Source organism: Geomicrobium sp. JCM 19039, from assembly GCF_000698145.1.
Taxonomy (GTDB): Bacteria; Bacillota; Bacilli; order Bacillales; family Marinococcaceae; genus Geomicrobium_A.
The window spans coordinates 12,989-29,130 of record NZ_BAXB01000006.1; the positions used below are offsets into that span (position 1 = coordinate 12,989).

General features: G+C 42.9%; 10 protein-coding genes, 4 pseudogenes and 1 other annotated feature. All 14 genes and pseudogenes read right to left on the reverse strand.

Features of this window, described 5'->3' with window-relative positions; translation table 11 throughout:
* Nucleotides 1-18: 18 nt before the first annotated feature.
* Nucleotides 19-1,685, reverse strand: a pseudogene (locus JCM19039_RS07670) (ABC transporter substrate-binding protein).
* Nucleotides 1,686-1,809: 124 nt separating this feature from the next.
* A pseudogene (locus JCM19039_RS07675) lies at nucleotides 1,810-2,831 on the reverse strand (ABC transporter ATP-binding protein).
* Nucleotides 2,806-3,819 carry an ABC transporter ATP-binding protein gene (locus JCM19039_RS07680; RefSeq protein ID WP_042425679.1) on the reverse strand — a complete coding sequence of 338 codons (1,014 nt, stop codon included), beginning with the start codon at nucleotides 3,817-3,819 and terminating at the stop codon, nucleotides 2,806-2,808. The pseudogene JCM19039_RS07675 and the gene JCM19039_RS07680 overlap by 26 nt, the downstream one beginning before the upstream one ends.
* Before the next feature lie 226 nt (nucleotides 3,820-4,045).
* Nucleotides 4,046-4,495, reverse strand: a complete 450-nt coding sequence (locus tag JCM19039_RS07685) for an Lrp/AsnC family transcriptional regulator (protein WP_042425682.1) — start codon at nucleotides 4,493-4,495, stop codon at nucleotides 4,046-4,048.
* A gap of 174 nt (nucleotides 4,496-4,669) precedes the next feature.
* The gene (locus tag JCM19039_RS07690; RefSeq protein WP_052398603.1) at nucleotides 4,670-5,131 is read right to left on the reverse strand and encodes an Lrp/AsnC family transcriptional regulator; all 462 of its coding nucleotides are present in this window, start codon (nucleotides 5,129-5,131) and stop codon (nucleotides 4,670-4,672) included.
* Between the two features lie 21 nt (nucleotides 5,132-5,152).
* A complete protein-coding gene (locus JCM19039_RS07695) occupies nucleotides 5,153-6,040 on the reverse strand; it encodes an ABC transporter permease subunit (RefSeq protein WP_042425684.1) in 888 nt (295 codons plus the stop codon).
* Nucleotides 6,037-6,921 (reverse strand): ABC transporter permease subunit, encoded by an 885-nt coding sequence (locus JCM19039_RS07700; RefSeq protein ID WP_193744173.1) that lies wholly within the window; start codon nucleotides 6,919-6,921, stop codon nucleotides 6,037-6,039. Before JCM19039_RS07700 ends, JCM19039_RS07695 begins: the two co-directional genes overlap by 4 nt.
* A gap of 71 nt (nucleotides 6,922-6,992) precedes the next feature.
* On the reverse strand, nucleotides 6,993-7,925 hold the full coding sequence (gene opp4C, locus JCM19039_RS07705; protein ID WP_081834394.1) for an oligopeptide ABC transporter permease: 933 nt from the start codon (nucleotides 7,923-7,925) through the stop codon (nucleotides 6,993-6,995).
* Nucleotides 7,926-7,936: 11 nt separating this feature from the next.
* On the reverse strand, nucleotides 7,937-8,902 hold the full coding sequence (locus tag JCM19039_RS07710; RefSeq protein ID WP_042425689.1) for an ABC transporter permease: 966 nt from the start codon (nucleotides 8,900-8,902) through the stop codon (nucleotides 7,937-7,939).
* An 87-nt stretch (nucleotides 8,903-8,989) separates the two neighbouring features.
* Complete coding sequence (locus tag JCM19039_RS07715) at nucleotides 8,990-10,822, reverse strand: ABC transporter substrate-binding protein (protein ID WP_042425692.1); 1,833 nt, start codon at nucleotides 10,820-10,822, stop codon at nucleotides 8,990-8,992.
* A gap of 91 nt (nucleotides 10,823-10,913) precedes the next feature.
* Nucleotides 10,914-11,915 (reverse strand): ABC transporter ATP-binding protein, encoded by a 1,002-nt coding sequence (locus tag JCM19039_RS07720; protein WP_042402319.1) that lies wholly within the window; start codon nucleotides 11,913-11,915, stop codon nucleotides 10,914-10,916.
* A pseudogene (locus JCM19039_RS07725) lies at nucleotides 11,890-12,908 on the reverse strand (ABC transporter ATP-binding protein). Before JCM19039_RS07725 ends, JCM19039_RS07720 begins: the two are co-directional and overlap by 26 nt.
* A 191-nt stretch (nucleotides 12,909-13,099) precedes the next feature.
* Nucleotides 13,100-14,370: pseudogene (serS, locus tag JCM19039_RS07730) on the reverse strand (serine--tRNA ligase).
* 47 nt (nucleotides 14,371-14,417) lie between these two features.
* Nucleotides 14,418-14,648, reverse strand: a binding site (T-box leader).
* Nucleotides 14,649-14,694: 46 nt separating this feature from the next.
* On the reverse strand, nucleotides 14,695-16,041 hold the full coding sequence (locus JCM19039_RS07735; protein ID WP_042425695.1) for a D-alanyl-D-alanine carboxypeptidase family protein: 1,347 nt from the start codon (nucleotides 16,039-16,041) through the stop codon (nucleotides 14,695-14,697).
* Nucleotides 16,042-16,142 lie beyond the last annotated feature (101 nt).

The following is a 16,142-nucleotide window of genomic DNA, read 5'->3' on the forward strand; positions in this document are numbered from 1 at the left end:
CCCTTTCCGAATGAAGATTTACTCTTCAATCCACCACTCATTTACACGGAATAAACCTGCTCTTGAGTTGTACTGATGATTTTGAATTGTATCACGGTGTACTTGGAACTCAGTTGGGTAGTACATGAACGTATATGGTTGATCTTCTGCCACTTGAATGGCAGCTTCACGAAGAACATCAATTCGCTCATCAGGATCTACAATACTACGGTTGTCTCCAGCAAGCTCATCAAATGCATCACTTGCATACGCAACATTATTTTGTCCTTCTTCAATGTTGTCTGAATGGAACAATGCTTCTAGGTTTGGATCTAAAGCGAGACTCCATGCCCCTGCAATTGCATCAAAATCCCAGTTTGGTGGGTTAATGCGGTCAAGGTAAGCACCAAACTCCATTGTTTCTGTTTCTACAGCAATACCAATCTCACCAAGCATTTGTTGAACAGCTACAATCCAATCTGTACGAACAAGTGCTTCAGAGTTTGTTAATAAGTTGAATGAGAATTGTTCGCCGCTGTCATTAACAAGTTGATCTCCTTCAAGCTCCCATCCTTCTTCAGCAAGTAGCTCAAGGGCGCTTCTGGATCATAAGGAATTTCTTCAATCTCATCTGCATAGATTGGACCTTCAGGACTGTGCGGGAAGTTCGCAATCGTTCCGTGGCCATCCATAATTCCATCGATAACCCCTTGACGGTCAATTGCCATCGTCATCGCTGTACGAACATTCGCAGATTCAAACAATTCATTTCTTTGGTTCCAGCCGATATAGTTGTAACCAAATTGTGGAGCTTCTGTTAATGTGAATCCGTCTACAGATTCAGCTGTTACTACATCTTGAGGTGCAACATTCATTACATCAATTTCATTTGCTTGAAGCATAGCAAGTTGTGCATCCGTATCACCGATACGTTTTGTAATATTTTGGATGTAAGGACCATCTTGGTGATAATCATCACGTGCTTCGTAGTTAATGTACTGACCAGACGTCCAATCTGTCATTTCGTAAGGACCTGCACCAACAACAGCGTCAGTTGTGCTAGCTTCGTGCTCTTCAATTGCTGAATAGCTGTCAGCGTCACCAAGGATGTGTTCTGGAACAATTGCAACACCAAGGCCTACAGTAAGCGCTGCATCTGGCTCATTAAGCGTCAATGTAACTTCAAACTCATCTGTTGCTTCTACTGAGTCTACGCGCTCAAACGTCGTAATTGCAGGACCAGCATAGTCTTCCATGAGGTAAATACCAATCGTAAACGCAACGTCTTCAGCAGTTAATTGCTCGCCGTCACTGAAATATACGTCATCGCGAATTTCTACAACGTACTCCATTCCATCTTCAGAAATCTCAGGCAAGTCTACAGCAACGTCTGGCTCAACTTCATACGCATCACTTTGTTGACGATAAAGTTGCGCATGAACAAGGTCATGGGCATCACGTGAAGCTGTATCTGATACAGTTGCAGGCGTTAACCCGTTTGGCTCTGCATCCGTACCAACGATTAATTCGCCGCCTTCAACCGGATCGCCTGTTGCTGCTGTATCATCGTCGCCATCTTCATCATCTGTATCATCGTCTGTTTCTTCTGTATCTGGCTCGTCATCGCCACCTGCATCGCCGTCTGTTTCTGTTTCGTCAGCGCCGCCGCCACATGCAGCAAGCAATAGACCTAATGCAAAAATCATTGCTAGAAGTAACCAATGTGCTTTTTTACCCACTTATAAATCCCCCTTTAATAAATGTAAAGATAATTGATTTGAACCTTCCGACAATTGTTTAGCATCCCTCCCTGTACAGGGTAATCTGTTCTTACTCGTGTAAGTGACAAGCGACGTAATGCTTCGGTCTAATTTCTTTCATTTCCGGCTTCACTTCTCGACAATGGTCCATCACATACGGACATCTTGTATGGAACACACACCCACTCGGTGGATTTGCAGGACTCGGGATATCCCTTTTAGAATGATTCTCTCCCGCGTTTGTTCACGAGGGTGAGAACGAGGAACCGCAGACAATAGCGCTTGTGTATACGGGTGTAGGGGTTCATTGTACAAATCATTCTTTTCAGCAACTTCAGCCATATTGCCAAGATACATGACTCCAATCCGGTCAGAGAAGTGTTTCACAACACTTAAATCATGAGCAATAAATAAGTACGTAAGGTCAAACTCATCTTGAAGATCATTAAGTAAGTTGAGTACTTGGGATTGGATCGAAACATCTAATGCCGATACGGGTTCGTCTCCAACGATAAGTTTTGGATTAAGGATAAGTGCTCTAGCAATCCCAATACGTTGACGTTGTCCGCCGGAAAATTCATGGGGATAACGATTAATGAATGAAGGGTTTAACCCCACTCGCTCCATGATTGACTGAGCAAATTCACGTCGTGCTTTCGTATTCGATTGAATGCCGTGCACCTTCATCGGTTCAATAAGCGTCGCCCCTACGGTTTTACGGGGGTTAAGTGATGAAAATGGGTCTTGAAAAACCATCTGCATATCTCGTCGTAACGAGAAAAGATTACGCTCTTTGCTCTTTGTGATATCGTGCCCGTCAAACATAATCGTGCCGTCTGTCGGCTCATACAATCTTGTGATCGTACGCCCTGCCGTCGATTTCCCACAGCCAGACTCTCCAACGAGTCCAAACGATTCACCTTTACGGATATAGAAATTAATTCCATCAACCGCTTTGATTTGCCCTTTTGTTCTTTGGAGCACTCCTGCTTTAACTGGAAAGTGTTTTTTCAGATTTTTAATTTCTAAAATCTTATCATCATTCTGATTTATATTCGTTGATGGATCATGAGCTACGTTCGTGTTCGCCATCGTTTACGACCCCTTCCTCATGTAGAAAACAGCGCACTTTATGTCCGGATTCTTTTTCTAGTAATGTTGGCTGCTCTTTTGTACATACTTCCATCGCATACGGGCAACGCGTCACGAAACGGCATCCGACAGGGAAGTTATCAGGTGTCGGCACGGCACCTGGAATCGATTGCAAGCGATCTTGTTCTTCATCAAGCTTCGGCATCGAGTTTAATAATCCTTCTGTGTACGGGTGTAACGGTTTATCAAATAAATCTTCTATAGCAGCCTCTTCAACAACTTGGCCAGCATACATAACGACGACTCGTTGAGCAAGCTCTGCTACAACGCCAAGATCATGTGTAATCAGAATAATCGAAGAATCATACTCATTCGATAAGTTCCTCATTAAATCGAGAATTTGTGCTTGTACCGTTACATCAAGTGCCGTTGTTGGTTCATCGGCAATGAGCAACTTCGGATTATTACTTAGCGCAATCGCGATCATCACCCGCTGCCTCATCCCACCTGACAACTGGTGCGGATACTCTCCCATGATTTCTTTCGCTCTTGAGAAACCGACGCGCTCTAGCATTTCGATTCCCTTCTGATGAGCTTCACGCTTAGACAGTGGCTGGTGATACATGAGTTGTTCCCGAATCTGTTCTCCAACAGTATATACAGGATTTAGCGATGTCATTGGTTCTTGGAAAATCATCGAAATGTCATTTCCGCGCACCGTATACATCGCCTTCTCTGGCTTTTTAAGTAAATCTTCTCCGTTAAAGATGATTTCACCGTTCGTAATCTTCCCATTTGGTGCAGGGACGAGCTGCATAATTGAAAGAGAAGTCATACTCTTTCCCGATCCTGATTCACCAACAATCGCTAGTGTCTCCCCTTGTTTTACGTTGAAGCTGACACGATCGACGACGGTTAATTCTTGCTTTCTGCTGTAAAATGATGTGGTTACTTCTTTAAGTTCAATAACATTCTGCTGTTGATCCATAGATGATTGCACCTCATCTCTTTCATCCCTGTATATTTCTATTTGATTGAATTGATAAACAATTCTAACTAGCGTTTGCCTGCTCATATGTAAAAAAGTACTATGACAGAATATTTATTACAAGAAACTAAAGATCATTATAAGCGCAATTCTATGAGCGATGCAATAATTTCTTTAAATTTTTTTAATTTTTTTGTGATATAAATGTCATACTTCGTAATAAAACTTAACTGTCAATGTAAGAAAACGTATCCTTATATTGCTTTAGTTCAACATTTACATCGACGCTAATAATTCCTTCGATTTCTGATAATTCCCGATTTACAAATCCAATAAGTTCATCGTTGTTTCGGAAGTAAGCTTGAATGATCAAGTCATGCTTTCCGGAGAACGCCCCAATAAAACGAACAGCCCCATGCCCCTGAAGCCGACAAGCAATCGAATCTTGTTTACCGAGCCGTGTTTCCAAACCAATAATGGCTTGCACGTGCAGTCCTATCTTATTTGGATTTGTATGAATAATGAATTCAAACACTTCTTCTTTGAGCATTTTGTTTACCCTGGAACGGATGGTTCCTTCACTTACTTCAAGACCTCTCGCAATCTCACTATACGATTGTTTTCCATTTTCTTGAAGATGCGCCAAGATCTTAAAGTCCATTTGATCTAGTTCCATAGCTTCACCACTTCTTTTTCCATGTATATAGTTTGAATATTCGGCTTAAAAAGCAAAAAATGAACTTCTTTTTTACTGATTTCGTAGAATATTTTAGACTTATTATACTTTTTGCTTGTCTGAAGTGCAATGCTTTTCTACACAAAAAAAGATTATTGCTCATGGAGTCAATAATCACGACATCAGGCTTTTACGTATGATTCGATTTTTAGACGACTCATATGTTTTTAATTCGATATTCATCGTCACTCCTAGTATGCCATCCATTGCTGCCAAATGGTCATTCATAAAAGCGGTCAATGCTTTCTTATCTTTAAAGCGAGCCCTCATCAGTAGATTAAAATCACCAGAATAGGCACTGATGAAATGCACTTGCTCACAATCCATAAGTTCGCGGGCAATCGTATCTTGTTTTCCTGCTACGGTCGTAAGCCAGATGAGAACGTGTACTGTCCCCAAACGACTCGGGTCTACGGAGATAAGAAACTGGAATACCCCTTCTCGAAGCATGGCATTCACTCGGTGCTTAACCACTCGTTCACTTAGCATCAACTCGCTAGCGATCTTTCTATATGATTTCCTTCCATTTCGTTGCAGTTCATCTAGTATTGAAAAATCAATTTCGTCAAGATACACCGTCCTCACCTTCTTTCATAATCAACTCGTCGTTTGCTGCATGGTCTTTAAAGCATTACCGATTGAGAAAAAGATTAATGAAGTAACAGCAATGGCTAACGATGGCCAAAAAATGACCCACATTTCATTAGGAATATGTGTACGAGCGTTTGAAAGCAGTGTTGGCCACGTTTCAAATGCATTGATCGCGATTGGCTCACCTAAGTCATTAACAGCGAACGTCATTGATATGAACATCGCGAAAAACCCAAGTTGTCCGAGTAACATCATCATTTTACTAATATCTAAGCAGAACAACACGATAAGTGGACCTCGAATATGACGCCAATAATATTTTCGCCAAACTGTCCAACGGCTGCTGCCAATCATTGCAGGTGCCTCCATAAAGGATTTCTGACGAACTTGATGAAAGCTCTCTTGAACTGTAACTGCTGTCCTGCCAAGTTCAAATAGTACAATTCCAATAAACACAAGAAACATTCGGTATTCAGAGGAAATGACAAACGGAATGGTCATAAAAAAAATCATTCCAATGAGTAACGGCATAAACGAGAACAATTGATTAAGAAGATGGATTCCTTGATGAAAGATGCCCTTTTGTTTCCTTCCGAAGTAAGCGAGCGGTACGGCAAGAACAAACCGAATAGCGACAATCATCAACACGAGTAATAACGTTCCTTGACCCGCACTCATCAGTTGTCCGAATAAATCATTACCCGCAGCGTCCGACCCGAGTAAAAAATCTTCGCCTGGAGGGAACGGAGCCGTTCTAATCGAGCCATCATTCATTATCATCACCCCATCTTGGTCTTCTGGCGATGAATAGATGAGGGGACCGACAAATAAAAAAGCAACGAGCATCACAAGGGCAGACACTGAAATGGTCAGTGAGGCAGGAAGGTTCTTCACGATAATCTCCTCCTCGTCACAATTTCCGTCATAACTCGACTACCGATGTTGACAAGAAAACCTAAAGAAATAAAGAATGTCAAATAGACGACAATTACAGGTTCTTCAATGTAAAATTGGTTAGGTAAACTTTCCAAGCTCGTCTCTTGAAATCCCATTGCCTGATAGGTCCTATACATTGCCCCTCGGAATGACGTGAGAAATTCTACCATTAATAAGTTAGAAAGTAAGTACATAAACATAATCGGAATCTGTTGAATAATCGACGGTAGGGCATTTGCTAACTGATGTTTGATTAACAATACGCTTTTTTTAACTCCTCGTCCTTTGGCTGCTATTAAATAGAAGGAACCTTCTTCGCTTTCAAGTGTTGAAGCGACAATGTTCGCAAAATACATAGAAGGAAATAGTGACAACAAAACCGCAGCAAACAAGAACGAAGACAGATCCTCATTTCCATACAATGAAAATTGCGGGAACCCTTGTCGAAATAGCCACAAGACGACCATTTGCACGACAATAATGATGAAAAAATCGGGCAATGCCTGCATGCCTTGTCCAATTTTTCGACTTGAACGAGCAAAGATTCCTTTATACCGTGTGTCAAAATACGCTTTTGCTGTTCCTATAAAAATAGCGATAATCGAAGCGATTCCTATGAGTTGCAAGCTACGGCTCGCATACAGGTGTAAATCCACGAGTACACTCGTCCCGTATCGATTCTCTCCTAACGATCCCGCCCCAATCATGGCGACATATTCAGAGAGCCTCTCCCCGTAGAGTTGCATATTCATCGTCGCAATTCCATACGTTTCGTATTCTTCGGAAACAAACACGAGGTCTCGTGGCAGAAAGGCAATAAGCACAACTACCACGACCATACATACCCACAGAAAGAGTTGTTGCAGAAGAAATATTCTCATGCACGTCGTTCCTTCCTATAAGCGGGTATTTATTTTCTGCTGCTTTTCGGATCAAAAGCATCTCGTAAACCGTCGCCAATAAAGTTAATTGATAATACCGTAATAACGATCATGATGCCTGGTGGCATCCATGCCCACGGCATGCCCGTAAGGATATTTAAACTTCTTGCTTCGTTCAGCATCGCCCCCCAAGACGGCGTCGGAGCAGGGATCCCAAAACCGATAAAACTTAGTGCAGACTCTAAGATAATCATCTGCGCCATAATGATTGTTGCATTTACAATGATCGGACCGATCGCATTTGGAATCATGTGTTTCATGATAATGCGTAGATCGGTCGCGCCTGCCGCTCTTGCACTATATATAAACTCTCTTTCACGTAACGTGAGATATGTTCCCCTCAGAATCCTCGTAATGTTTGGCCAGACGATGAGCCCGAGGGTGATGACCAGAATCGCAACATTCACATTTTGTAAGATTGTAACGACGGTCAGAACGAGCAATAGAAACGGAAAGATTAAAAACAAATCAGTAACTCTCATAATAATGCTATCTATCCAACCACCGAAATACCCAGAAATACTACCGAGAACAACACCTATCACAGATACAATGAGCATGATAAACACGCCGACTTGTAAGGAAATTTGTCCTCCATACACAAGGCGAGCAAAATTGTCTTGACCTGAGCTGTTCGTTCCGAGCCAATGATCGGCGCTCGGCTCTGCATACGTATTTAATGGGTTTGTTTGCGCTGGATCATGTTCGACAAACAAAGGAGCTGAGAAAGAAAAAATGACGACAAGTAAAAACATAAATACACCGGCTACTGCCAATTTATTTGCGAAAAATCGTTTCACGATTAATTTTGTCGGACTATAGCTTTTCTTTTGTTCTTTCGCTTCTGGCATTGGTGGCTCGGTGTTTACTTGCTTTGTGCTACCTGGACTTGGTCCGCTCATCAACTACCACCTCAATCATAACGAATTCTCGGATCAACAACTGCATACATAATATCGGCTAACAGATTCCCAACAAGTATTGTGACACCAATGAGTAAGTTAATGCCCATAATTAACGGAAAATCACGATTTTGAATGCCTGTTAGGAACAGTTGACCAATGCCTGGAAAATTAAAGACCGCTTCGGTAACAACGGCTCCGCTTACAAGTGTTCCAAATTCAAAACCGAGAAGAGTTATAATTGGAATCGTTGCGTTTCGAAGCGTATGCTTGTACACGACAGTCCCTTTTGTCATTCCTTTTGCACGTGCAGTCCGGACGAAATCACTGCTCAACACATCAAGCATCTCCGATCGAATGTAGCGCATGTAGATGGCAACACTTGCAAGTCCAAGTGTGAGACCGGGCAAGATAAGGTGATGCAATCGATCCAAAAATTCTGCCAGACCACTGATGGATGCACTGCTCTGTGTACCTTGCGCTGGAAACCAGCCAAGTTGAAAAGAGAAAAAGTAAACGGCTAATAAAGCGAAGAAGAAGTTCGGAACAGCAAGTCCAAAGAAACCAAATGTTGTTACAAAGTAATCTGCTGCAGTGTATTGCTTTCGAGCCGCATATATACCGAGCGGCAGTCCGATGACTAGCGTAATAAATAGAGAGAAAACCGCAAGATATACCGTATTCGGGAGACGAGACCAAATTAAATCTTGGACGGTTCGTCCACTAAAGTACAGTGAATCCCCTAAGTTCCCTGTCGCTACTTCACTCAACCAATTTATGTATTGCACAGGCGGTGGGTCATTTAATCCGAGTGCTTCTCTTCGTTCTTCCAGCGCTGCTGGATCAATTGTAGGGTCAAGTTGTTGACCTGTTAATGGGTCTCCTGGTGCTAATGTAGCAAGAGTAAATACTACAATCGTTACGATGAAGAGCATCGGAATAAAGATGAGTAAGCGCCGCAAAATATACTTTGCCATAGTACATTGGACCTCCTTATAAGCCAATGATGAGAAAAGGCGTGTGGTGGCTCTGCACACCACACGCCTTTTGCTGGTGTTTCTCGTCTATTCTTGGACGTACCACAGATGTGGATCTTTTAGCATCGTTACTGGATCTTCTGTAATTCCACCAACACGATCTGTTGCAGCCCAGTTATTAATCATTGACCATAAGAATGCGTAAGGCACTTGCTCGGACACATATTCTGCCCACTCGCTATATACTTCCTCCCGGTACTCTTGCTCAAAAGCATCCGGTGCAGAAAGTCCACGTTGAATCATTTCATCACTCGTTTCATCTACCCAACGCGTGTAGTTGTAAGGAACGTGTGACGTGAAAATCCCTCCAGGGTCTGGGTCGCCTGATGCAAGGCCCCAACCCATCAAGTACATATCAATACTCTGGTCATCATTTTCCACAATCTCAGAGTGAGCTGGAAACTCTCTTGGTGTATCGACGTTCACATTGATACCTACTTCAGCTAGTTGTTGTTCAATAACAATTGCGGCATTTTCTCGTGGTTCATTCCCTGTTGGATAAGCCAATGTGAGTACGTACTCTTCACCATTTGGATCTTCAACAAAACCATCACCATTCGTATCTTCATAACCCGCCTCAGCTAATAGTTCCATTGCACGGTCTGTATCGTACTCTAGACCGATGTCAGCATTTTCATCGAACGCCCACGATGCTTCTGGGAACGGAGCATGAAGCACTTGACCTGACCCTTGAAGAAGGCCACCTTCACCGTCTTCACCACCAACCATCGCTTCACGATCTAAAGCATGAACGATCGCTTGACGAACACGAACATCACTTAGCTTTTCATTCTCAATAAAATTATCCGTATCAATCACACCAGCTTCAACATCTTCCGATGGGCGATAACCGATTTTGAAGCCCATATATTGATACCCTAAGTCTTGGGGTTGATACAAAGTCACATTGTCCATCTGTTCAACAGAAGCGACATCACTTGGCACAATACCATCCGGTTGGATAACCATGTCCACATCGCCAGACTCGAGAAGACCGGTAATAACAGCTTGGTCACGAACTTGCAATGTTACCGTATCCAAATTAGGTGCACCATTCCAATAATCTTCATTTGCATTCAACACGTACTGATCCCCTTCGACGAAGTCTCCGAGCATGAACGGTCCAGTTCCAACAACTTCACCCGTTGCAATGGAGCTTTCATGACTCTCAATTTCACCAGGTTCAACCGCGCCAAAAATGTGCTCAGGAATAATCGGGAAACTTGCATTAAATTCCGGTGTTACGCTTGACTCTTCCCATCGGAATATAACGGTTTGATCATCTTCTGCAACGACACCTTCAAATTCTTCCGATTCGCCAGCACGAAAATCTTCATACCCTACGAGTTTATCTGCATACGTTCCACGCACACCCGTATATTCCGGATGAGAAATCATTTCGTACGTAAATACGACATCGTCAGCTGTAAATGCTTCCCCATCATGCCAAGTAATGCCTTCGTTTAATGTAATCGTCATTTCCGTTTGATCATCATTTAGTTCATAACTTTCTGCCAAATGCGGTTGCAATAACAACTCATCATCCGTTCTAAATAATGCTTCAAAAATAAAGTCCATGACGTTTGCATCATAAGTAGACGTATAATAAATCGGGTTAAACTGATGCTCAGGAGGTGAGAAGAAGGCAATGTTTACATTTCCGCCTTCACTTGCTTCTCCAGCTGTGTCGTCGTCACCATCGTCATCACCATTTTCATCATCTGCAGGCTCTTCCCCGTTGTCATCTGCAGGTTCTTCTGGGTCTGTGCCTGTCTCATCATCGCCCCCGTTACATGCTGCTAACAGTAGCACTGAGAATGTAAGTGCTAATAAGAAACTCCACCATTTTTTTAAATTCACGATATCATATCCCCCTTAGTTAATCTGCACTAGGCAAAACATTCAATCCATCCATGCTTTCGGTACACCACCCCCTAAACGGATCTAAATGTTAACTTTGTGTATACAAGTGACAAGCAACGTAATGTTCTTCTCCCATCTTTGTCATTTCCGGACGCTCCAACGTACAGCGTTCATGCGCCTCTGGACAACGTGTGTGGAATGGACACCCACTAGGCGGATTGGCTGGGCTCGGCAAATCCCCTTGCAATATAATTCGTTCCCGTTTTTCATCAATATCTGTCGTTGGCACAGCTGAGATCAACGCCTGTGTATACGGATGTAATGGATTGGCGTACAAGTCGTCTTTCGGTGCTACTTCTGCCAGTCGTCCTAAATACATCACGGCCACGCGGTCGCTAATATGCTTAACGACGCTCAAGTCATGGGCAATGAACAAATACGTAAGTTGAAAATCATTCTGCAAGTCTTCCATCAGGTTCAATACTTGTGATTGGACCGATACGTCAAGTGCACTGACAGGCTCATCACCGATAATCACCTTTGGCCGTGTTGACAGTGCACGAGCAATACCGATCCGTTGGCGTTGTCCCCCAGAAAACTCATGCGGGTATTTATATCTTGCTTCCTGTTGTAAACCGACTCTTTCTAGTAAACTGATTACATTTTCTTGCCGTTCTTTTGATGATCCCGTTTTTTGGATAAGCATGGGTTCTTCAATAATTTCCCCAACACTCATCCTCGGATTGAGCGAAGCGTACGGATCTTGAAAGATCATCTGCATATCTTTACGGAGCGGGCGAATCTTCGATTGTCGAATGGTAGAAATATCAACGCCATTAAACGTAATCTGTCCTTCGGTCGGATCTAACAGACGCATCATCATTCGACCTAATGTTGATTTCCCTGAGCCGGACTCCCCGACAATCCCCAAAGTTTCGCCTTCAAAAATATGTAAGGAAACGTCATCTACAGCCTTGACATGACCGACGGTTCGTTTTAACACCCCGCCTTTGATCGGAAAGTATTTCTTAAGATTCTGAACTCTAAGGATTTCTTTTTTTTCGTTAGGCTCTTTGACTGGTTGTGACATCGTCATACCGTTGTCCCCCTTGCTCGGCATACAGGATGCACCGAACCAAATGTTCATTTTCATTGTTGACGAGCTCAGGAATGTCTTTCGTACAATTCTCAGTCGCGAAGTCGCACCGTGGTGCGAATCGACATCCTTCTGGAAAACTATGTGCCGGTGGTACACTGCCACGAATCGATGTTAACCGCTCTTTATTAGAAGTTAGGCTAGGCATACTTTCCAACAACCAACCGTATACGGGTGCTTTGGCGTTTTTAACAACTGCCTTCTCGTCGCTTGTTCAACCACTTGTCCTCCGTACATAACGATAATGTCATCGGCCATCTCTGCCACAACACCAAGATCGTGAGTAATGAGTAAAATGGATGAATCGAATTCTTTTTGCACTTTTTTCATTAGGTCTAATATTTGCGCTTGAATGGTTACATCAAGTGCAGTTGTCGGTTCGTCTGCAATCAGCAGTTTAGGGTCACAACTCATGGCAATTGCAATCATTACCCGTTGCCTCATTCCCCCGGATAACTGATGTGGAAACTCTTTCATCGTATCTTCAGCTCTTGGGAACCCGACGAGCTTGAGTAACTCAACCCCTTTTTGAAATGCTTGACTCTTTGACAATCCTCGGTGTTTCATTAACGGTTCTTTGATTTGTGTTCCAACAGTGAACACGGGGTTCAAACTGGTCATCGGCTCTTGAAAAACCATGCCAATTTCATTGCCACGTACTTTCTCCATTTGCTTATCACTTAATTTGAGCAAGTCTTTGCCCGAGAGTTTCACAGCCCCATCAACAATCTTTCCAGTTGGACCTGGCACAAGTTGCATGATGGATAACGACGTCATACTCTTCCCACTACCTGACTCCCCAACGATCGCGAGTGTTTTCCCTTTCTTGATCGTAAAGTCTACACCATCTACCGCTTTAGCAACATTGCCACCCATGTAAAAATACGTCTTTAACTGATTCACTTCTAATAGCACATCATCAGCCATGATTTCACCTCTATCTGACAATACTGAAAATTCACCTTAAACGATACGAAGAACAATTCTCCTTTTTCTGAATTTGAATGAGTTTATTATAATCATGTCTATAGGACATTGCAACAAAAAATTCCAAACTTTTTGTTTTGGATTAGATATAAAGTAGCACCACTATAGAATGAGTGTGGTGCTACTTTTATTTACAATACTTTTTTTCCACCCATGTACGGAACGAGTACATCTGGAACACGGACAGTTCCATCCGCTTGTTGATAGTTCTCAATAATTGCTGCGATCGTACGTCCTACTGCAAGCCCTGAGCCATTTAATGTGTGCACAAATTCCGCTTGAGATTTAGCATCTCTTTTGAATTTAATGTTCGCACGACGAGCTTGATAGTCTTCACAGTTACTGCAAGAAGATATTTCTTTATACGTGTTATAGCTCGGCAACCAAACTTCTAGATCATACGTTTTTGCCGCTGTAAAACCAATATCACCTGTGCAAAGGTCAAGGATGCGATAAGGCAGTTCTAAATCTTGTAAAATACGTTCTGCATGTCCTGTGAGATTCGTAAGCGCCTCATAAGAATGTTCCGGCTTCGTATACATAATGAGTTCGACTTTACTAAATTGATGCTGACGAATAATGCCCCGTGTATCTCTTCCTGCAGAACCTGCTTCAGCTCTAAAACATGCGCTGTACGCGACATATTTGAGATCGAGGTCATCGCCGGTTAACATTTCGTTTCGATGCAAGTTCACCACAGGCACTTCTGCAGTTGGGATCAAGTAGTAGGGCTCTCCTTCAATACGAAATGCGTCTTCTTCGAATTTCGGCAATTGACCAGAACCAACCATACTATCCTCATGAACAATTTGGGGGGGATCGTTTCTGTATACCCATGCTCGTCGGCATGCGTATCCATCATCCATTGCATTAGCGCGCGCTCAAGGCGTGCACCGTTGCGTTTGTAAAAGGCAAAGCGACTCCCCGTCGTTTTCGCCGCTCGTTCAAAGTCAATAATATCTAGTTGTGTAGCGAGGTCCCAATGTGCTTTTGGTTCGAATTCGAAACTCGTCGGCGTTCCCCACGTTTTTATTTCGATGTTTTCTTCTTCGCTCTCGCCGAAAGGCACGGTCTTGTGTACGAGATTCGGAATGTTAAGCAGAAGTGTTTGCAGCTTCGACTCTATCGCGCGTAATTGTTCATCATAATCCTTCATCGCCTGTGAAACGTCTTTTGTAGCTTGAATAAGATCATCGGCGTTCTCTTTTGCCCGTTTTCTTTCAGCTACTTGTTTACTAATTTCGTTACGCTTTTGCTTTTGCTCCTCTGTTTTAACGATCAATGCTCTTCGTTCTTCGTCATAACGAATGGCTTCATCAATTTCTCTTGGGTCCACTCCTTGTGACTGGACATTCGCTTTCACTTCTTCGGTATTTTGCCGAATGTACTTCATATCTAACATGATGTTTCCCTCCTAAAATAAATAAAAAAACGCCCCTGTATATTATATACAGGGACGATTGAACACCGCGATGCCACCCTCATTATCAGCGCTAATAGATTACGTTTAGCTACTGATCCGCTCAACTCCATTAACGCTGGACAACGGAGAAAATTACGCCTTAATGGTTTCCATTTCTCACTCAAGACTGGATTCACTTCAATCAACTTACCGGCTTTCACCAACCGCCGACTCTCTGAGAAATCGTCGAAGTTACTATTGTCTCTCAATGCTTTAGCTTATAGTATCACACAATATGATAAAGAGTATACCACGAAATCAAAATTAAGAGAACCAGCCACCAATTGTCTCCGTCGTTCGACTCCAAAGTCCAGAGAAAAAGTCCCCGATTCCTCTCATAGAAAGAACAAACCAATTTGAACGATCCACATTTTCTTGAATGACAACAGGTACAGTTTGCCGCTGTTCATGGGCATTTGTAAGAAATTCGTATTCACCTTCACCTTGGTACTCGACCATGGCATAACCGACCGTTTGCCCGGCTTCAATCGGTGCATCAATCGTTCCATCTTCATTTAGCGCATCCGGATCAAGCGTAAAAGAAACTTCATATAGTTCTTCTTCACCTTCTTGAATTGGGAGCACAAGCTGTTCACCCGCTGCAATTGCCACCTCTTGCTCCTGACCATTCGGGACTTCAAGCATCATATGTTCAGGATCTTGATCACCTTCAGCAATCATTTCCGTCTCAACAAACTCTTCAAAGCCATAATCGTAAAGCGTTGCTGTTTGGTTAAAACGTTCTTCATGACTTTCCGTTCTCATGACAACCGATAACAAACGCGTGCCATCTTGCTCAACCGTTCCTGTAAACGCACTTCCAGCCCGAGAAGTCGAGCCTGTCTTCAGACCGTCAACACCGTCATACTCTTGCCCAAGGCCTGGTAACATCCGATTCCAATTCAGCATCGTAATTTCATCGTTTGTTCCTTCACGAAATTGCATTTGCGGAATGCTCGCTGTATCTAAAATCTCAGGGTATTCGGTAATAAGGCGGTACGCTAATGTCGCAGTATCTCGAGCTGACATTTCGTTTTCTGCATTTTCATCCGTGCCTTCAGGATGGAAACCTTGCATACTGGCATTGTTCAACCCTGTAGAGTTCACAAATACGGTATCATCCAACCCTAATTCACTTGCTGTTTCATTCATTAGGTCAACGAAGGCCGCTTCGCTGCCAGATACTGCTTCTGCAAGTGCGATTGTTGCGCCATTAGCTGAATAAATTGCCATCGATTCATACAGTTCTTCAATTGTATACGTCACATCCGTGCGTAAAAATACATTCGAAAGTGCTGTATCTTGCGATAATAACGCAATTTCATCTGTAACCGATACTTCATCATCCCAAGACAATTCCCCTGCATCAATTGCACGGTTCACCAAGTATTCGGTCATCATTTTTGACATACTTGCTACCGGTAATTGTGTATCGATCTCATCACCATGAAGAATGACCCCGCTATTCATATCAATGAGGATCGAAGCATCTGCTTGCAATTCGGGACTTTGAGCTTCGGCTGATATTGGGGTAGCCATCGTTGTTAGTAAAGCTGTAGCAGCAATCAAGCTTATGTATGTATGTTTCGTTTTCGTTATAAGTTTCTTCATGATTAATTAGCACCTCCGAGGTGTAGTTCACTGAACTTGTCCAGACGTAATTTTACCATATATGCATCGGAAAGAATAGGCGAGCTCGGACAAAAAAAATC